Raw genomic sequence first — 20,915 nt, forward strand, 5'->3', positions numbered from 1 at the left:
TTTTTTAAATTTTAGTTATTGAATGTTATATCTTATTCCGGTATAATACATAGCACCAAGTACTGAAGAATAAATAATACTTGTGTCAAAATTTTCTCCAAAAGGATTATCTGCTCCTAAAATTGGAGTTTTTTGTTTGTGGTTTGTTAAATTTTCACCTCCAAAATACCATTCAAATTTGGGTGAAAATACTTTTGTAATTTGGGCATTCATACTAACGTGCGCATCGGCATAATTAGGTAATTGATAGTTGGATGCATAAATGCTTGTATCTGGTAAGCGTTGTTCACTTTGCCAATTATATGTATAGTCAAACTTCCAATTTCCACCTTTGTTAGTTTGATGTGTTTGAAATGATAGATTGGTGAAAAAACGATTTTTAGGCTGTAAAGGAAGTTGTTTTTCCCCTAACATATAGGTATTTGTAATATCTTGGTGTTTGTAAGCCGTTTTAATACTAAAATGTATAAAAGGGCTATAGTTTATTTCAACTTGAAAGCTGTTTGCTTTACTTTTAGCAGGAGCATTATAAAATGCGACTTCAGAAGGATTTTCAAAATCTACAATAATTTGTTCGTTAAAACTTGTTTTGTAAAAATCAAAGGTAACATCTCCTTTTCTATTTAATAAACTAAATTTTTGAGTGAATGATACTCCATAGTTCCAAGCTATTTCAGGGTTTAAACCATAAAATTGACCATTTTCATCAATAATTTTTATGGTTCTGTTCGTTCCAAATAACCATTGATTTTCAGCAAAAATAGCCGTGCTTTTTTTCCCTCTTCCTACTGAAGTTCTAAATGTTCCTGTATCCCATGGCTTGTATTTTATATGTAGCCGAGGCGTTATAAATGTTTCAAGTAAGTTATGGTGATCTATTCTAATTCCAGCAGATAAATTTAAATTATTTAAGTTGTCATAATTGTATTCAAAAAATGCGCCGATAGATTTTTCGTTTCGCTTATAATTTGAGGCTAACACCAATTCATCAATCTTATCAAAAGAAGTATTTATTCCTGTAACAAACTTGTTTCGAGTATCTGAGATTATTGAATTGTAAATAAAATTAGCGTAAAGGCTTTTGTGATTGATAGTGTAGTCTTTTAACCCAAAATAAGAGTCTTGATTGTGGTAACTGTAAGCAAACTGTAATCCAAAGTTTTTATAAGGTAATTCAGGAAAAACATAGCCAATTTTTGCCGAGGTTTCAAAGCGTTCAGTTGTTATTTGACTTCCCCAAAAAGTAGTTGTTTTTTTATGAATATCAGGGTCGAAATCTTTTTCCCCTAAAGTTTTCTCATCGTTTAAATAACGAAAATTTATAAAGCTCACCCAACCTTTTTCTGTATTGGTATATTGCCAACGGTTCATAATATTTACTTGTTTTGTAAGTGGCGTATCTAAAAAATGATCATTATTATCATCGATTTTTTTGTTTCTCATATTTCCATGAATATACAATCCAGTAGCCCATTTATCAGAAATTTTTGTATTTATATGAGTGTTTAATTCCAACCTTCCATTTAGTGAACTATAAGCGTTTATAAATAGCTTTTTATCAGTTAAGGGTTTTACCAACTCGGTGTTTATTAATCCGGTAATGCTCTCGTAACCATTAACTACGCTTCCAGCACCTTTGGTAATTTGAATACTTTCCACCCAGGTTCCGGGAGTAAATGTTAACCCGTAAGTTTGTGCTGCGCCTCTAATATTTGGAATATTTTCTTGAACTATTTGAATGTAGGGGCTTGTTAATCCCAACATTTTTATTTGTTTTGTTCCTGTAAGAGCATCGCTATAATTTAAATCTATTGAGGGGTTGGTTTCAAAACTTTCAGCTAAATTGCAACAAGCTGCTTTTAAAAGTTCTTCTTTGCTTATATTAATTATGTTTTTTACTTCGTATGTAAGTTTATTAGAACTTTTTTTTCTAGTTTGTATTTCTATTTCGTCTAATTGATTTTCTGCAATTAAAATAATATCTACCTTTTTAATATTATTTATTTGAAGTTTTTGAGTTTTGTAACCAATAAAACTAATAACTAAACTGTTGTTGTTTGCTAAAGTTTTAATTTCAAAAGTTCCGTTTTGATCAGAGTTTGTTCCTAATTGAGAATTTTCCCAATATATGTTTGCTCCAAAAATAGGAGAATTGTTAGTATCTAAAATGGTTCCTTTAATAGTTTCTTGACTAATTGCTATAAAGGGAAATAGCATTAGTAGTAATATTATTTTTGTATTCATTATTTGTAATTCTTAACAATTGATAAATAGCCTATATCAATACATAAAGGCTTCAATATTCTTTTTATAAAGAAATTATTATCAGATTAAAAAGGTTTGAAAAAGTATTTGTTTATTTAATAAACGTGAAGGAGGGAAAAAATTTTTAAAATTATTTTTTGATGTATTAACAATAGTTATTTTTTGAATAAAATTGTAATAAAATGAAGTTAAAAATAATACTTGACCTTTGGTTATTTTAACCGTATTTGTATAATCAAAATGTAGAATATCTTTAATCGAGGCTTCGTTTTTACAGCAATTTTGTTCAGAAAACTTAACTTGGTTTGATGATTTTATTTTTTCAGTTTCACAACAACTATCAAATTTTTCTGTTGAGATAGCTACTAAATTACCTTCGCAAAAATGTTTGTAAACAGAAAATGAAGTTGTTGAAAACAATAAAATTGTTATCATTAAAATCGCGGTTATTTTCTTAAAAACATCTTTCATTATTACAAAAATACAATTTAGGTTTTATTCTAAAAGTTAAAACTGTATAAATTTAACGCTCACTTACTTTAAGTCTTGCGGTTGCCGAAGTTGGTTCTTTTAAGAAGCTACCGTTTAAATATTTTAGATAACCAACAATTGCTATCATAGCAGCATTGTCTGTGGTGTATTCAAATTTAGGGATATAGGTTGTCCATCCAAATTTATTTTCAGTTGCTTTAAGTGCTTTTCTAATTTCAGAATTAGCACTAACCCCACCTGCAATAGCAATGTGTTTAATTCCTGTTTGTTTTACGGCATTTTTTAGTTTGTCAAACAAAATTTCTACAATGGTATGTTGTATAGATGCGCAAATGTCATTTAAGTTTTCTTCAATAAATGTAGGACTTTCTTTAGTCTTTTTTTGAATAAAATAAAGAATACCTGTTTTTAAACCACTAAAACTAAAATTTAATTCATCAACCTTAGGTTTGGTAAATTTGAATGCTTTTGAATTTCCAAGTTTAGCATATTTATCAATTAAAGGTCCTCCAGGGTAAGGTAGTCCAAGTATTTTGGCAGATTTGTCAAAAGCTTCTCCAACAGCATCATCTAAAGTTTCACCAATAACTTCCATTTCAAAATAATTATTGATTTTTACAATTTGTGTATGTCCACCGCTAATGGTTAAACACAAAAAAGGGAAAGGAGGTTTTTGTTGATTTTCTTCTTCAATAAAATGCGCTAAAACGTGTCCTTGCATATGATTTACTGCTATTAAAGGAATGTTTAAAGCTAGGGACAAAGACTTTGCAAACGAGGTTCCAACCAATAATGAACCCATTAATCCAGGTCCGCGAGTAAAAGCTATGGCATTTAAGTCTTTTTTGTCGATATTTGCTTGTTGAATGGCCTGTTGAATTACAGGAACTATATTTTGTTGATGTGCACGTGATGCTAATTCAGGAACTACGCCGCCGTATTTGGCATGAATTTCTTGATTAGCCACAACATTTGACAGTATTTTTCCGTTGCAGATAACAGCTGCACTAGTATCATCACAAGATGATTCTATACCCAGTATGTAAATAGGTTTATTTTTAATCATTAATTAACAAATAAAGGCATAAAAATTGCCATTAAAATGCAAATTTAGCGCTTATCAAACGAATTAAAAAAATAGTTGTCAAATTTTTACTAGTATTAGTGCTATTCATAGCACTAATAAGTACGCTATTGTCTATACCTGCTGTACAAACCAAGTTAGGTAAAATGGTAACTAATTATTTACAAAGTGAATTTGATGTTGATATAACTATTGATAAAGTTGATTTGGCTTATATTGGAGATGTGCAGCTAAAAAAAGTTTTTGTAAAAAATCATCATGCAGATACGTTAATTTATATCAATGATTTAACAACTTCCATATTTAGCTATAGAAATTTATTAAAAAGTAAGCTAGAGTTTGGGCAAATTTCATTAAACAATTTCATACTTAATTTAAGAACTTATAAAGGAGAAAATGATGATGCATTAACGGTGTTTGTTGATAAATTTGATGATGAAACCGTGAGTGATAAACCTTCAGGATTTTTGCTTACATCAACAAACTTGAAATTAAATAAAGGGTATGTTGAATTATTTGATGAAAATAAAGAAACTGAAAAACCATTATTTTTTAAAAATATAAATGGAGATGCAGAAAATTTTAAAATAGAAGGGCCAAACGTATCTACAGCTATAGATAAATTAAGTTTTACCGAAAATCATAATGTTGAGGTTTTGAGTTTGTCTAGTAATTTTTCATACTCAAAGCAACAGATGAGTTTTTTTAATACAATATTAGAAACTGAAAAATCAACAATTTCCGCAGACATAGTATTTAATTATAATAGAGAAGATTTTTCAGATTTTAACAATAAAGTAGCTATAGAAGCTAATGTTGAAAGTGCAAATGTTTCATTTTTAGATTTACAAAAATTTTATAATGAGTTTGGAACGGAAGATATACTTCATTTTTCAACCAAAATAACAGGGAATTTAAATAATTTTACCACACATAATCTTCAATTAAAAACAGATCAAAACGCCATAATAAATGGAGATTTGAATTTTAAAAATGCATTTAATCAAGAAAACGGTTTTTCATTAGATGCATATTTAACCAATTTAACATCGGATTATATTCATTTAAAAAAACTATTACCTAACGTTTTAGGAAATAATCTGCCATCTACATTTAAAAAATTTGGAAGATTCACTTTAAGAGGAAATACATTTATAACCGAAAATTTAATCAATGCCAAGCTAAATTTAAATACAGCTATTGGTTCTGCTATCACTGATTTGGAGTTGACAAATATTTCCAACATTGATAATTCATCTTACATTGGACATATTAAAGTTGTGGATTTTGAATTGGGAGAAATTATTGGAGATCCTTTAGTTGGTCAAATTTCTTTAGAAGCTGATATTGAAGGAGAAGGGTTTACCTTAGAAAAAATAAATACTGCAGTTAAAGGGCATGTTTCAAAGCATCAATACAAAAGTTACACCTATAAAGATATCACCATAGATGGAGTTGTAAAAAACAAGCATTTTGATGGAAATATGGAGGTAAATGACGCTAATATTAAATTAAATTTTAATGGTCTGGCAGATTTTTCTAGTGCAATTTATACGTTCGATTTTAAGGCAATTGTAGATTATTGTGATTTGAATAAAATAAACCTTTTTAAACGTGATAGTATTTCGAATGTAAAAGGAGATATTGAAATTAAAGTTAAGGGAAATACACTCGATGACTTGGTTGGAACAATTGATTTTAAAAATTCTTCTTACACCAATCAAAAAAATAATTACTTTTTTAAAGATTTTAACATTACCTCCTTATTTACCGATAGTATTAGAACCATAACAATAAATTCAACTGAAATTATTGATGGAAGAGTAAAAGGAAATTTTAAATTTAATGAACTAGGGAAACTAACTAAAAACTCTATTGGAAGTATATTTACCAATTACAAACCTTATAAAGTAAGCAACAACCAAAATTTAGATTTCAGATTTAATATTTATAATAAAATTGTTGAAGTTTTTTATCCTGAAGTTACACTTTCACCCAACACTATAATTAGAGGTAACATTAGTTCTAACAATAACTTATTTAGATTAAATATTAAATCGCCTAAAATTGAAGCATTTTCAAATATTATTGATGAGTTAAGCCTACAAATAGATAATAAAAACCCAATTTTTAATACGCAACTTAAAGTTGATAAAGTAGCTACAGATTTGTATGATATTTCTAAATTAAACTTGGTAAATATTACATTAAATGATACCTTATATTTTAGAACAGAATTTTTAGGAGGTGAACAAAATACTGAAAAATTCAACTTGTCTTTTTACCACACATTTAATGAAGATAATAAATCTGTTTTTGGGTTAAAAAAATCAGATTTTACCTATAAAAATAATGTATGGGAAATCAACCCTGAAAATGATAAAATGAATAAAGTTGTTTTTGATGGAAAAACAAAGATGTTAGATTTTAAACAATTTTTAGTTAGCTCCAAAAATCAAAAAATAGAATTTTTTGGAAAAGTAAATGATTCCATTTCAAAAGATTTAAAATTTAAATTTGAAAATGTTAAACTTGCCAGTATTACACCAAATATTGATAGTTTAAAGTTAAGAGGAACATTAAATGGTAATCTAAATTACAGGCAAATTAACAAAAAAATAGAACCAACAGCCAATCTATCTATTGCAGATTTTAACATCAACAATTCGCATCAAGGAAATTTAAATATTGCTATTGAAGGTAGAAACTCATTAAAACAATATGATATAGATGTTGCATTGGTTAGAGAAAATAACAAAAGTTTTTCAGCACTTGGTGAGCTTGATTTTACTTCAAACAACCCAACACTAGATGTACAAGTTGGTTTTGAAGAGTTTAAATTAGATGCTTTTAGTCCTTTAGGAGAAGACGTTTTCAATAATATTAGAGGTTTTGCCTACGGAAGTGTACATGTTTCAGGTTTGCTAAAAAATCCAAAAATGGATGGAGATTTGTTTTTAGATCAGGCAGGCATGTATTTTCCATACTTAAATGTAGATTATAACTTTGATGGCACAAGTATAATTAGTTTAAAAGATCAAACATTTACTTTTGAAGATGTTACTTTAAAAGATACTTTTAAAAATACTAAAGGAGGATTATCAGGAACTCTCAGTCATAAAAATTTCGATAATTGGTTGCTAAACCTCAATATAAACACAAAAAATTTACTAGTTTTAAATACTGTTGAAGATGAAAATTCTGTGTATTATGGAACTGGTTTAATAGAGGGAAATGCAGTAATTAATGGGCCTACTGATAAATTAGTGATTGATGTTGTTGGGAAAACTAAAAAAGGTACCTATTTTGTAATTCCATTAAGTGATGTTAAAACGGTAGAGTCTTCTCAACTAATCAGATTTATAAATAAAAATGAATCTGAAAATGATGATGAAATTCGCAAAGCATTTATTTCTGAAAAGCTAAAAGGATTATCGTTAAATTTTAATTTAGAAGTAACTAAAGATGCTGTAGTTGAAATGGTGTTAGATAAAGCTACTGGCAGTTTTTTAAGGGGGAGTGGAACAGGAAATTTACAAATTGAATTAGACACCAAAGATAAATTTGATATGTATGGCGATTTCATTGTTGATAATGGAATTTATAATTTTAAATATGGTGGTTTTATCAACAAGCCATTTACTGTTAAAAAAGGAGGAAGTATTAGTTGGAGTGGCGATCCGTTTACGGCCATTTTAAATATAGAAGCAGTTTATAGAGTTACAGCAAATCCAAGATCATTACTAGAAAATATCACATCTAATAGAAAAATTCCAATTGACCTAATTACTCGTTTTTCAGGAGAATTATTTAATTCAGAAAGAGAATTTGATATTGAAATTCCAAATTCTAGTTCAACCGTAGCCTCTGAGCTGGCATTTAAACTTAATGATAATGATGACAATACCAAAACTAGACATTTTGTTTCATTATTAGCGTCAGGTGCCTTTTATAATGAAAGTGATTTAAGTATTAACACAACAGGATTGGTTTATGGTACCGCTTCAGATATGCTTTCCAATGCATTGGATAATATTTTTAATCAAGGAAACAATAAATTTAAATTAAAACCAGTATATACAGTTGGAGAAAAAAGCAAAGTAGATAATTTAAATATTAATGACCAGTTGGCAATTGATTTAGATTATCAGCTCAACGATAGAATTATTATTAACGGACGTGTAGGTGTTCCTGTAGGATCTAAAGAACAAGCCTCTGTAATTGGCGAAGTAAAAGTAGAATTTTTAATAAATGAAGATGGTACATTTAGATCAACCGTTTTTAATCGTCAAAATGAAATTCAATACACAGAAGAAGAAGAAGGTTATACTCAAGGAATAGGTTTAAATTATCAAATCGATTTCAACAGTGGCTCCGAATTATTAAAAAAACTAGGCTTAAAAAAGGACAAGCCTAAAGATACAATCAGTACAACTAAACAATTAGATACCTTAAAAAATAAATTACTCAATTTTAAAAATAAAACATCAAAAAATGAATAAACCAACATTAGTAGTTTTAGCTGCGGGAATAGGAAGCAGATATGGAGGGCTAAAACAATTAGATACCTTTTCTCCACAGGGAGATACCATTTTAGATTTTTCTGCATACGATGCCATTCAGGCAGGTTTTGGTAAAATTGTATTTATCATTAGAAAAAGTATAGAGGAAGATTTTAAATTATTTTTTAATAAAAAATTAGAAGGTAAAATAGAGGTTGAGTATGTGTTTCAAGAAGTAGAAAATATTCCAGAAAAGTATAGAGATAATAACCGTCAAAAACCTTGGGGAACAGGTCATGCACTGTTGATGGCAAAAGACGTTGTAAAAGAAAATTTTGCTGTAATTAATGCGGATGATTTTTATGGGAAAGAAGCTTTTTTTGTAATTGCAGAGGCTCTAAAAAACATAGATAAAAATTCTACAAACTTTAATATGATGGGCTATGTGTTGAAAAACACCATTTCAGAATACGGTTCAGTTTCAAGAGGTGAATGTAGAGTGAATGATCATGGGTTTTTAACAGGAATAACCGAACGTACACATATTGAAAAAATAAATGGAGTTCTTAATTTTAAAGATGACGATGGCAAGTTGAAGCCTATTTTAGAAGATACTACAGTTTCTATGAACTTTTTTGGATTTACTCCTAAATATTTTGAACTTTCTGAATCTCTTTTTGAAAACTTTTTAGAAAATAACTATCAAGAACCTAAAGCAGAGTTTTTTATTCCGTTAGTTGTCAACCATTTAATCGTAAATAATTTAGCAACTATGGAAGTATTAAAATCTGATGCGCGTTGGTTTGGGGTTACTTATAAAGAAGATAAAGAATATGTGACTTCTGAAATTCAAAAACAGAAAGATCAAAACATCTATCCTGAAAATTTATGGAATTCTTAATTTAAAATAAATTTCATTCAAAATATAGTTTTAATTTTGCATTTCACTTATGGGTAAAAAAATAAAAAAAATAGGAGTTATGACTTCTGGAGGTGATGCTCCTGGAATGAATGCAGCAATTAGAGCTGTTGTAAGAACTTGTGCGTATTACAATATTGAATGCGTTGGAATCTATAGAGGCTACCAAGGAATGATTGATGCTGATTTTGTAAAGCTTGATGCACGTAGTGTAAATAATATCATTAACAGAGGAGGAACCATATTAAAATCATCGCGGTCTGCCGAATTTAAAACAAAAGAAGGAAGGGCAAAAGCCTATGAAAATATTAAAAATGCTGAAATTGATGGATTGATTTTAATTGGTGGAGATGGAACCTTTACTGGTGGAATGGTTTTTTATAATGAATTTAAAGTTCCCTGTATTGGTATTCCAGGAACCATAGATAATGATATTTTTGGAACCAATTATACTATTGGTTACGATACAGCTTTAAATACAGTTATAGAAGTAATTGATAAAATTAGAGATACCGCTAGTTCACATAACAGATTGTTTTTTGTTGAAGTTATGGGGCGTGATGCTGGTTTTATTGCTTTAAATGCAGGAGTTGGAGCTGGAGCTGAAGAAATTTTAATACCTGAGGAAGATTTAGGATTGGATCGATTGTTAGAATCTTTAAAAAGAAGCAAACGTTCAGGGAAATCTTCGAGTATAGTGGTGGTTACTGAAGGTGATAAAATAGGAAAAAGTGTATTTGAACTAGCAAACTATGTAGAAGAAAATTTACAGCAATACGAAGTAAGAGTTTCTGTTTTAGGACATATGCAGCGTGGAGGTTCTCCAAGTTGTTTTGATCGTGTTTTGGCGAGTAGACTTGGGGTGAAATCTGTTGAGTTACTTTTAGACGGAAAATCCAATTTAATGGTTGGTTTAACGAATAATAAAGTAACTACTACATTATTGGATAAAGCGGTAAAAGGGCGACATGAAATTAATATGGAATTAATTCGAGTTAGCGATATTATGTCTATTTAAAACTAAACCTATATTACAATAAGTTAAATAAAAAAGGATTGAGTTAGGGTTAAAGTTTTATAAAATTAAACGATTTAAAAGTTAATGATTAAAATTGGAATAAATGGGTTTGGAAGAATCGGACGTTTAGCGTTTAGAACTTCAATTCAAAGAGTAAATACTGAAGTAGTTGCTATAAATGATTTACTTGAAGTTAATCATTTAGCATATTTGTTAAAATATGATTCTGTTCATGGAAAATTTAATGGAACGGTAGAAGTGGTCAATGGAAATTTGGTGGTCAATGGAAAAACTATTCGTATCACTTCAAAAAGAAATCCTGAAGAAATTAAATGGGATGATGTGGATGTGGACTATGTAATTGAATCTACAGGGTATTTTACAGATAAAGATAAAGCAGCCTTACATATAAAAGGAGGTGCCAAAAAAGTTGTGATTTCTGCTCCATCAAAAGATGCTCCAATGTTTGTTATGGGAGTAAATCATAAAGATTTATCAAAGAATGATGTAATTTTTTCCAACGCATCTTGTACAACAAATTGTATTGCTCCTTTAGTAAAACTTCTAAATGAAGAATTCGAGATTATTGAAGGACTTGTTACAACAGTACATTCGGCAACATCAAGTCAAAAAACGGTTGATGGACCCGAAGCAAAATGGAGAAGAGGTAGAGCAGCTTTAAATAATATTATTCCTACTACTACGAGTGCAGGTTCTGCAGTAGTAAAAATTATGCCCGAATTGAAAGGAAAATTTATGGCAATGGCTGTTCGAGTTCCTACAGTTGATGTTTCTTTGGTAGATTTAACAGTTCGTTTTAAAAAATCAACATCTTATTCAGAAATTAAAAGTGTAGTTAAAAAAGCTTCTGAAAATCAATTTAAAGGAATTATTGGTTATACTGAAGACGAAGTTGTTTCTCAAGATTTTGTTTCAGAACCTAGAACTTCAGTTTTTGATGCCGCAGCAGGCTTTGCTTTAAATGATAACTTTTATAAAATTATTTCTTGGTATGATAATGAATTTGGTTATGCTACCAAAATTATAGATTTAATAGAATACTCAGCATCTTTATAAAATTAAATATAAATGGAAATTGCAATAATAGCACATGATGGAAAAAAAGCTGAAATGATTCAGTTTTTGATGGATTTTAAAGCCTTAATAATTTCAAAAAAAATTGATTTAGTTGCCACAGGTACAACTGGCAAAAATGCTGAAAAAGCAGGTTTTAAAGTTACTAAATTTTTGTCTGGTCCATATGGAGGTGACGCTCAAATTGCGGCAAGAGTAGCCGAAGGAAAAACCAATATGGTATTCTTTTTTAGAGATCCTTTAAATAGTCATCCCCATGATCCAGATATTGCAATGTTAATGAGGTTGTGCGATGTACATGATGTTCCTTTAGCTACCAATCCTGCAACTGCAGAATGTTTAATAAAATCTATATAAAGATTTATTTAATTGCTATCATAGAAATTTCAACATTTACAAATTTTGGTAAATTACCAACTTCAACAGTTTCCCTTGCTGGAGCTGTATCAGCATTAAAATAGCTTCCATAAACAGTATTTATTTTGGTAAAATCGTTCATGTTTTTTACAAAAATGGATGTTTTTACTACATGTTCAAAAGTCATGCCTGCTTCAGTTAAAACGGTCTTCAAATTTTCCATGACCTGTTTAGTTTCATCTTCTATACAATTAGTAACTAATTCTCCATTTTTAGGATTGATGGCTATTTGACCAGAAGTATATAAAGTGTTTCCAGAAAGCACCGCCTGATTATATGGTCCAATTGGTGCAGGAGCGTTTTGAGTGTTAATTATTTTTTTCATTTTATAATACCATTTAATTTTTTAATTAAAATAAAGCTCTGTCAGGTACTTTTCTTTTATCATATTTTAAATCACTTAACATAGATGATTTAACACCAATAAAGAAATAATAAGTTTGGCGATCTCCAAACGGAACCCAGTTAAAATTAAGTTTCCAACTATCTAAATCTCTTGAAAATCTTAATTGAGTATATGTAAATCCTTCATTTTTAATATCATATCCAGAAGAGAAACCAACACTCCATTTTGGTGTTAGTTCAATATCTCCTGAAAACATTAATGAATTTGATGAGATTTCTTTTTCTCTATTACGATTGCTGTAGTTAAGGGCATAAGCAAATTTTAAAGACCAAGGAATGCTACTTTTATACAATTCAGTTTCTTTTACTGAACCATCATTAGGTTTACTGGTTTCAGCTGAGCCATTTTGTTGGTTACTAGCAGTTAAATTTTCACCAAAAATACCATCCGAGTTATTGTCTTCAGCATTTTTTTGTTTGGTACTTTTTTCTTTACTTCCTTTACTTGAAAGGCTATAGTTCATAGTGATACCTGCTGCTGTTAATCTAAATAAACTTCCTCCATTATTAATATTAAAAGTATTTATTTTTCGTCCATTAACATCAATAGCATATGGATCTAGAGTAGCTCTAACATTTAAACCCAACTTATCTTTAAATAATTTGGTTCCAGCATTGACTCCAACAGGGCTCCATTTTAATGAATCGGCAGCCATATTATAGCTTGTGGTAAAATTTAAATTATTAATTAATACTATTTTTTTAGCTTCTGTTTCTGTAGAGTCTTTAGATCTAACTTTTGCTTCAATATTATTATTCAATGAAAAATTTAAACTATTTGATAGCCCTTTACCTGGTTGTCCAAAAATTCCGTTAGCAAAAGGAGAGTATTCAATAATATCGTTTGGATCTGCTGTTTTTTGAACTTCTTCATCATAACTACTAAAATCTGGTCGATAGCTATAAGAAACAGATGGTCTTACAGTGTGTCTAATAGCTTCTAGTTTTCCTTTCTTAAAAGGAAACATTCCATAAAATGTGGTTGATAAAGATACTGCTGTTGAATATTCTCTAAATGTACTAAAGCTACTAATAGTGTCGGTTACAACTGCATTTTCAACATCATCAAAAGTCTTTTTGAGTCTATCAAAATACCAAACCTCTTTATAATTTACACTTGGTGAAAGGGTAAAATATTTTAAGGCTTTCATATTGGTATTCATAGATAAATTGTGCTGTATTCCTGATTTTGCATTTTTAAACATTTCTTTTTTAAAGAAGAATTCATCAGAAGTATCAATTCTATTATCAGCTTTCATGGAGTAATTTAAGCCAGTTTTTTGAATAGCGTTAGTTTTAGCTCCATTTTTTCCAGCAAAAGGATAAACTCTATCCATATTAACTTGTAATGAAGGAAGTGTCATATTAATTTTCTCGGTATTTGTATTTTGAGAATGTGTTACTGATAATGACATATTAAATGGTGTTCCAACAAACTTTTTATAATATGAAATTGAAGAACTTAAATTGTTATTTAAAAATGCATTTGTGTTGTATTCATTGTTTGATTGTCTATAATACGTACTACTTCCTAAATTTACGGATGCTGAAAATCTTGAATTTGGGCTAGCTTTAGCATCTTGAGAATGACTCCACCTAATGTTGTAGTTAGAGGCTTTTGAATAATCGTCTAAACCTTTTAAACTATTAATTAAGTTTTCGTACCTAAAATCAAATTTACCAGAGTATTTGTACCTTTTGGCATATCCAGATTCTGCTCTCATACCCCAACTTCCGTTGGTGTAAATATCACCTAGCAAGGCCAAATCAAAATTATCATTAATTACAAAATAATATCCACCGTTTTGTAAAAAATATCCTTGTCTATTATTTTCACCCCAAGTTGGCATTAAAAAACCAGACGTACGACCTTTAGTTAAAGGAACGTACGCAAAAGGTAAAACTAAGGGTGTTGGAACATCGGCGATAACTAATTGACTCGACCCAGCAACTAATTTTTTATCTTGAATAAATTTTGCTTTTTTTATATTGATATAATAGTCTGGGTTCTCTTTTTGAGATGTTGTAAGTCTAATATTTTCAATATAAATTACAGAATCATTGTGTTTTTTACTAACTTCCCCTTTAATTAAAATACCCTGTTGTTCGGTTTGTAAATTATAAATTTTAGCTTTTTCCGATTTAAAATTAAAAACAATAGAATCTTGTGTAGATTCCTGTCCACCTTGTTTAAAAACTGGAAGTTGAGAATAAGTTCCAACGCTGTCTTTAATCCCTTTTGCTTTTACCAAAAAAGTATTATTATCAATTTCTATATAACCAGCAGTTAAATCAATATCTTTATAATGCACATGAGCATTTTTATATAGAGTAATTTTATTGTTTTTAATATCTTGCCTTATTAAACTATCTGCACTATGATCTATTATACTCTCAAGGAGTTCTATAGGTTTATTAATGGTGTCTTTAGGTTTTATTGATAAAGAATCTTTTGCTGAATTTTTTATAGAGTCTAAAGCTTTGATAAATGCAGCATTTTTTGTGGTATCAATTACAGCTTTAATTGTGTCCTTAGCTTTTAAGGGTTTAATTTCTTGCGAATAGATAGTTGAATTGATACTAAAAAAAAGGAGCATCAAAAGAATTAAAAAATAGGTATTTTTAAAAGATGTTTTAATAACTAATGTTTTATAAAAATAGCTTTTAATTGGGTTGATAACTCAAGTTTTTTTACTTTAGCTTATTAAATTATCAACCATAAATTTTTTGTTTGTAAATGTATGGCTTAATATTTGAATCATACAAATAACAGTTGCCAAAAATAATTAAAATAATTGATGAACTCACAACTCTTACATAAAATTAAAATTACAACGAATCTTAGTCTTATTTTCGTGTTTTTTTTATCACTTTTTTTTACAACAACTAGTGTATTTGCTCAAAAAAAAGAATTTGTAGTAGTACTAGATGCTGGTCATGGTGGGAAAGATCCTGGGAAAATAGGATACAAAAAAATTAGAGAAAAGGATATTGCACTAAAAATTGTGTTGCAAATCGGTAAACTTCTAGAGAAAGAGAAAGGGATTAAAGTTGTTTATACTCGTAAAACAGATGTATTTGTTGACTTATGGGAAAGAGGAAGAATAGCAAATAAAGCGGATGCCGATTTATTTGTATCGGTACATTGTAACGCGCATCATACTCAGGCATATGGAGCAGAAACTTGGGTTTTGGGAACTCATGCAAACAAGCAAAATTTTGAAGTTGCCAAAGCGGAAAACTTGGTAATTGAATTGGAAGATAACTATCAAGAAAACTATAAAGGTTTCGATCCACATTCACCTGAGTCTGTTATTGGTTTAACATTAATGCAAGAAGAATATTTAGATCAAAGTATCCAGTTAGCAAGTATTATTCAAGATGGGTTTACAAACACCTTAAAAAGAAGAAATAGAAATGTAAAACAAGCTGGTTTTGTTGTTTTACATCAAACTTATATGCCGAGTGTATTAATTGAAACAGGATTTATAACTAATAAAAATGAAGCGGCATTTTTAAGCTCTGTTGATGGGCAACAAAAATTTGCAAATTCAATTTACAAAAGTATAAAGAAATATAAAGAACAACTTTTTTTAAATACTATTGAAACAGATAACACTATCGTTTCAAATCAAGTAAATATCGAAACTGAAAATACCACTAATGAAGTGTTTGAAAATATCCAATTTAAAGTTCAAATTGCTTCAGGATCAAGAAAATTAGTTACAAAACCGTATAATTTTAAAGGATTAAAAAATGTGGAGCGTGTTAAAGTAGGAAGAAGTTATAAATATTATTTAGGATCAACTTCTAATTATTCCGAAATTAAAGAATTTCAAAGGTTGGCAAAATCTAAAGGATATTCTACTGCTTTCATTGTAGCCTTTAAAAATGGTAAAAAAATAGCTATTGAAGAAGTTTTAAAAAAATCATAGCTGTATTGTTAATTACTCACAAAAATAATTAGTAATATTGCTTCAATAAAAAATTTTGATTTGAAAATTACAAGAGAATTTAAAACAGGCGTTGTCGCAGTTATAGTGCTAGCATTATTTGTTTGGGGATACAATTTTTTAAAAGGACTTAACTTATTTGATGGTCCACTAAATACGTATTTTACTGAATATAGCAATGTACAAGGATTAAATACAGCTAGTGTAGTAACTATAAATGGCGTAGAAGTTGGTAAAGTTATAGCTATTAAATTCAATAAAAATCCAGAAAAGAGAGGAAGATTAATAGTAGAGTTTAGTGTTGAAAATGATTTTGAATTTTCAAAAAATAGCATTGCTAAAATTTATAGTGCAAGTTTAATGGGAGGAAAATCATTAGCTGTAGTGCCTTCATTTGAAGGAGAAACCGCAAAATCTGGAGATTTTTTAACAGGAGAAATTGAATCTGATATATTTTCATCAGTAACCGAAAAATTAAATCCGCTTCAGGCCAAAGTTGAAAATGTAATCGTAAGTGCCGATTCTTTAATGACAGGTTTAACAGATGTTTTAGATATGAAAAGTAGGGAGAATCTAAAAAACAGCATTGCGCAACTAAATTCAACCATTTCCAACTTTAATTCAGCTTCAGCATCAATAAATAGTTTGCTTAAAGATAATGAGGCTAAGCTCAATAACACATTATCAAATGCTGAATTATTGTCAGGAAATTTAGCTAAAATATCAGATTCTTTAGTTAATGCTAATATTGGAAGTACCGTTAAAAATTTAGAGAATACGGTAAAAGATATAAATCAAATTTTAACCAATTTAGAAGCAGGAAACGGCACTTTAGGGAAGCTGTTAAACGATGAAGCAATGTATACCAATTTAACCAATGCTTCTAAAGAATTAGAGGAATTGTTAAGAGAAATGAAACTGCATCCAAAAAGATTTGTGCATTTCTCTTTGTTTGGAAAAAAGGATAAAGGTTATAAACCTGAAAGTTCAGAAAAATAAGTGTTGAATTTTACCTATTAATTGGGTTATATTTTTAACTAATATTAAATTTTAATAGGCAATAATTGTTAAAAATCAACCAAGTTTTCAATAATATTAATTTAAATTTGTAACTAGATTTTAGTTATAAAAGTTGAAAATCAATATAAGTAAAAAGAATTAAAAAATCAATAACAAACTGGGTTTATGAACTATATTGGTACTATTGCATTCGCAATTCTTCTTATCGCAGGAATTGGATTTTTTGTAAAAAATATAAAAAAAATTTACAGAAACATTCAACTAGGAAAAACAATCAATAGAAAAGACCATCCAGCTCAACGATGGAAAAACATGGGCATGATTGCTTTAGGGCAATCTAAAATGGTAAAACGCCCAATAGCTGGAATTTTGCATATTATTGTTTATGTTGGTTTTATAATTATTAATATTGAAGTTCTTGAAATTATAATTGATGGATTATTTGGAACCCATAGAGCATTTACTTTTTTAGGAAGTTTTTATCACTTTTTAATCGCTTCTTTTGAAATATTAGCATTTTTAGTTTTAATCTCTGTAATTGTATTTTGGATACGAAGAATGATTGTTAGAATTCCTCGTTTTTGGAATAAAGAAATGAAAGGCTTTCCTAAAAATGATGCCTTATACATTTTATATTTTGAAATGGTTTTAATGAGTCTGTTTTTAATTATGAATGCTACCGATGTACCTTTTCAACAAAACAACGCAGGAAACCCAATTAGTCAATTTTTAGTTCCTTTTTTCGAAAACAATTTTAATGCAGGAACTTTATTTTATATCGAACGCACTGCTTGGTGGTTGCATATTGCTGGTATTTTAGTATTTTTAAATTACCTATACTATTCTAAACATCTTCATATTTTATTGGCATTTCCTAATACTTATTTTGCCAGTTTAAATCCAAAAGGGCAATTTAATAATTTGGAAGCAGTAACCAATGAAGTTAAAATGATGATGGATCCAAATGTAGATCCTTTTGCTGCGGCACCAGAAGGAGCAGAAGAAGAGATGCCAGAAAAATTTGGAGCCAGTGATGTAATGGACTTAAATAGAATTCAATTACTAAACGCCTATACTTGTACAGAATGTGGACGTTGCACTTCTTCTTGTCCAGCAAACCAAACAGGTAAAGAATTATCGCCAAGAGCTATTATGATGAAAACTCGTGATAGGTTAGAAGAAGTAGGTAAAAATATTGATAAAAACGGAACGTATAAAGACGACGGTAAACAATTATTAAATGACTATATCACTCCAGAAGAAATTTGGGCTTGTACAAGTTGTAATGCTTGTGTTGAAGAATGTCCTGTAAATATTGATCCGTTATCTATAATCATAGATATGCGTCGTTATTTAGTAATGGAACAGTCAGCAGCTTCTCAAGAGCTTAACATAATGATGACCAATATTGAAAATAATGGAGCACCTTGGCAATACAATCAAATGGATAGATTGAATTGGAAAGATGAATAATAACTAATAACTATAAAAAATCATTTAAACCCATAAGAATGAAAAAAGAAGATGTAGATAAACTTTTACATAAAAAAGTTGAAGAAGGATTACATATAAGTCCAATTTTACCAGAAGGAATTAAAAACTATTTAATTGATATAGATGGAACAATTTGCGACGATATTCCTAATGAAGAACCAGAAAGAATGCTAACGGCTAAAGTTTACCCAGATGCTTTAAAAACGTTAAATGGATGGTATGATGAAGGACATATCATTTGTTTTTTTACATCTCGTTTGGAAGCGCACAGAGACTATACTGAAATTTGGTTAAAAAATAATGGTTTCAAATATCATAGCTTATTAATGGGAAAACCAAGAGGAGGAAATTACCATTGGATTGATAATCATTTGGTAAAAGCAACTAGATATAGAGGTAAATTTACTGATTTAGTAGAAAAAGAAGTTACTATTGAAGTTTTTGACGACGGTAAACACGAATAAAAAATATAAAATTTTAAAACATGAATGTACCAACAATGGCTGAAATGATGGCACAAGGAAAACAACCAGAAGTTTTATTTTGGGTAGGTTGTGCTGGAAGCTTTGATGACAGAGCAAAAAAAATAACAAAGGCTTTTGTAAAACTATTAAACAAAGCAAATGTTGAATTTGCTGTTTTAGGTACTGAGGAAAGCTGTACAGGAGATCCAGCTAAAAGAGCAGGAAATGAGTTTTTATTTCAAATGCAAGCTATGACAAATATTGAAGTCTTAAATGCGTATGAAGTTAAAAAAATTGTTACAGCTTGCCCTCACTGTTTTAATACGTTAAAAAATGAATATCCTGAACTTGGAGGTATTTATGAAGTTGTGCACCATACAGAGTTGCTAAAATCCTTATTAGATGAAGGTAGAATTACTATAGAAGGGGGTAAATTTAAAGGAAAACGCATCACTTTTCACGATCCTTGCTATTTAGGAAGAGCTAATGATGTTTATGAAGCACCAAGAGATTTAATTAAAAAATTAGATGTTGAATTGGTAGAAATGAAACGCTGCAAAACAAATGGTTTATGCTGTGGAGCAGGTGGAGCACAAATGTTTAAAGAACCTGAAAAAGGCACTAAAGATATAAATGTTGAAAGAACTGAAGATGCTATTGAAGTACAACCAAATATTATAGCAACTGGCTGTCCTTTTTGTAATACAATGATGATTGATGGAATAAAAGCTACTGACAAAGAACAAGAAATAGAAGTTTTAGATATTGCAGAACTAATTGCAAATGCTGAAGATTTGTAAAATTCGTTCTTGTTTTTCTACTACATATGATAAGTAACTATATTAATGCAGCTCGTTTAAGAACCTTACCTTTATCGGTTTCAGGGATTATAGTTGGAAGCTTTATTGCTGCATCTGAAAACTATTTTAATTGGAAAATTTGTGTTTTAGCTTTATTAACTACCGTAGGTTTTCAAATTATTTCAAATTTTGCGAATGATTATGGTGATGGTATCAAAGGAACAGACAATTTGGATAGAGTAGGCCCCAAAAGAACTATCCAAAGCGGTGTAATAACGCCAAAAGCAATGCGCAAGGCAATAATTATAACAAGTGCGGTTACTTTTTGTATTGCAATTCTATTAATTTACTTGGCGTTTGGAAAAGATGATTTTATAAACATAAGTATTTTTCTTATACTGGGCTTAGCAAGTATTGTAGCTGCTATAAAATATACCGTAGGCAAAAAGGCATATGGTTATAGTGGTTTTGGAGATTTTTTTGTATTTATTTTTTTTGGATTGTTAAGTGTTATCGGAAGCTATTATCTATATACCAAACAATTTCAAATAACAATACTTTTACCTGCATTTTCAATAGGTTTTTTAAGTATAGGTGTTCTTAACTTAAACAATATGAGAGATAGAGCTTCAGATATTAAATCAGGTAAAAATACTTTAGTAGTTAAAATAGGTATTGAATTTGCTAAATACTATCATTATTACTTACTAATTTCTTCATTTTTATTTGCACTACTGTATACAATGATACATTTCAAGTCATATTATCAATTTATATTTGCACTGGCTTTTATTCCAATAATAAAACATTTTATAGTTGTATATAAGAATAATGACCCAAAAAAATTAGATCCAGAACTTAAAAAACTAGCAATTAGTACATTTTTGTTTTCTCTGTTATTTGGTTTAGGTTTTATGTTATAATTTTTTTTAATATAGTGATTACAATCACAAAAAAATAAAAAAATAAAAGATATATTTGTCCATT

General features: G+C 29.2%; 16 protein-coding genes. 11 read left to right on the forward strand and 5 right to left on the reverse strand.

All coding sequences use genetic code 11. The annotated features are described in order from the left end of the window. Positions 1 to 15 precede the first annotated feature (15 nt). From Q0714_RS07290 to tsaD, 3 genes are all read right to left on the reverse strand, one after another. Positions 16 to 2,244 carry a TonB-dependent receptor gene (locus tag Q0714_RS07290; protein ID WP_298263872.1) on the reverse strand — a complete coding sequence of 743 codons (2,229 nt, stop codon included), beginning with the start codon at positions 2,242 to 2,244 and terminating at the stop codon, positions 16 to 18. A gap of 81 nt (positions 2,245 to 2,325) precedes the next feature. Beyond that, positions 2,326 to 2,700, reverse strand: coding sequence for a hypothetical protein (locus Q0714_RS07295; protein WP_298263873.1), 375 nt, complete (start codon positions 2,698 to 2,700; stop codon positions 2,326 to 2,328). Positions 2,701 to 2,788: 88 nt separating this feature from the next. Continuing rightward, complete coding sequence (tsaD, locus tag Q0714_RS07300) at positions 2,789 to 3,820, reverse strand: tRNA (adenosine(37)-N6)-threonylcarbamoyltransferase complex transferase subunit TsaD (RefSeq protein ID WP_298264217.1); 1,032 nt, start codon at positions 3,818 to 3,820, stop codon at positions 2,789 to 2,791. A gap of 167 nt (positions 3,821 to 3,987) precedes the next feature. Between tsaD and Q0714_RS07305 the strand changes: the two genes are divergently transcribed. From Q0714_RS07305 to Q0714_RS07325, 5 genes are all read left to right on the forward strand, one after another. Continuing rightward, positions 3,988 to 8,343, forward strand: a complete 4,356-nt coding sequence (locus tag Q0714_RS07305) for a translocation/assembly module TamB domain-containing protein (protein ID WP_298263875.1) — start codon at positions 3,988 to 3,990, stop codon at positions 8,341 to 8,343. Beyond that, positions 8,336 to 9,244, forward strand: a complete 909-nt coding sequence (locus tag Q0714_RS07310) for a sugar phosphate nucleotidyltransferase (protein ID WP_298263877.1) — start codon at positions 8,336 to 8,338, stop codon at positions 9,242 to 9,244. The genes Q0714_RS07305 and Q0714_RS07310 overlap by 8 nt, the downstream gene beginning before the upstream one ends. A 49-nt stretch (positions 9,245 to 9,293) precedes the next feature. Then, complete coding sequence (gene pfkA / locus Q0714_RS07315; RefSeq protein WP_298263879.1) at positions 9,294 to 10,280, forward strand: 6-phosphofructokinase; 987 nt, start codon at positions 9,294 to 9,296, stop codon at positions 10,278 to 10,280. A gap of 84 nt (positions 10,281 to 10,364) precedes the next feature. Continuing rightward, entirely contained in the window at positions 10,365 to 11,357 is a 993-nt protein-coding gene (gap, locus tag Q0714_RS07320; protein ID WP_298263881.1) for a type I glyceraldehyde-3-phosphate dehydrogenase, read from the forward strand. A gap of 12 nt (positions 11,358 to 11,369) precedes the next feature. Beyond that, positions 11,370 to 11,732, forward strand: coding sequence for a methylglyoxal synthase (locus tag Q0714_RS07325; protein WP_298263883.1), 363 nt, complete (start codon positions 11,370 to 11,372; stop codon positions 11,730 to 11,732). Between the two features lie 4 nt (positions 11,733 to 11,736). Here Q0714_RS07325 and Q0714_RS07330 read toward each other — a convergent pair whose 3' ends face one another. Beyond that, positions 11,737 to 12,117 (reverse strand): Rid family detoxifying hydrolase, encoded by a 381-nt coding sequence (locus tag Q0714_RS07330; RefSeq protein WP_298263884.1) that lies wholly within the window; start codon positions 12,115 to 12,117, stop codon positions 11,737 to 11,739. A 25-nt stretch (positions 12,118 to 12,142) separates the two neighbouring features. Further along, the gene (locus tag Q0714_RS07335) at positions 12,143 to 14,794 is read right to left on the reverse strand and encodes a putative LPS assembly protein LptD (protein ID WP_298263886.1); all 2,652 of its coding nucleotides are present in this window, start codon (positions 14,792 to 14,794) and stop codon (positions 12,143 to 12,145) included. A gap of 201 nt (positions 14,795 to 14,995) precedes the next feature. Between Q0714_RS07335 and Q0714_RS07340 the strand changes: the two genes are divergently transcribed. The 6 genes from Q0714_RS07340 (at position 14,996) to Q0714_RS07365 (ending at position 20,851) form a co-directional block, all read left to right on the forward strand. Continuing rightward, complete coding sequence (locus Q0714_RS07340; protein WP_298263888.1) at positions 14,996 to 16,132, forward strand: N-acetylmuramoyl-L-alanine amidase; 1,137 nt, start codon at positions 14,996 to 14,998, stop codon at positions 16,130 to 16,132. 60 nt (positions 16,133 to 16,192) lie between these two features. Beyond that, positions 16,193 to 17,149 (forward strand): MlaD family protein, encoded by a 957-nt coding sequence (locus Q0714_RS07345; protein ID WP_298263890.1) that lies wholly within the window; start codon positions 16,193 to 16,195, stop codon positions 17,147 to 17,149. Between the two features lie 186 nt (positions 17,150 to 17,335). Continuing rightward, entirely contained in the window at positions 17,336 to 18,643 is a 1,308-nt protein-coding gene (locus Q0714_RS07350; RefSeq protein WP_298263892.1) for a (Fe-S)-binding protein, read from the forward strand. 38 nt (positions 18,644 to 18,681) lie between these two features. Continuing rightward, positions 18,682 to 19,128 (forward strand): phosphoheptose isomerase, encoded by a 447-nt coding sequence (locus Q0714_RS07355; RefSeq protein WP_298263893.1) that lies wholly within the window; start codon positions 18,682 to 18,684, stop codon positions 19,126 to 19,128. A 20-nt stretch (positions 19,129 to 19,148) separates the two neighbouring features. Beyond that, entirely contained in the window at positions 19,149 to 19,928 is a 780-nt protein-coding gene (locus Q0714_RS07360; RefSeq protein WP_298263894.1) for a (Fe-S)-binding protein, read from the forward strand. A gap of 29 nt (positions 19,929 to 19,957) precedes the next feature. Then, positions 19,958 to 20,851: a 1,4-dihydroxy-2-naphthoate polyprenyltransferase gene (locus Q0714_RS07365; RefSeq protein ID WP_298264218.1), complete on the forward strand. Its 894-nt coding sequence runs from the start codon at positions 19,958 to 19,960 to the stop codon at positions 20,849 to 20,851. Positions 20,852 to 20,915 lie beyond the last annotated feature (64 nt).

Origin of the sequence: uncultured Lutibacter sp., assembly GCF_947493565.1 — a bacterium.
In the GTDB taxonomy this organism is placed as follows: Bacteria; Bacteroidota; Bacteroidia; order Flavobacteriales; family Flavobacteriaceae; genus Lutibacter; species Lutibacter aestuarii.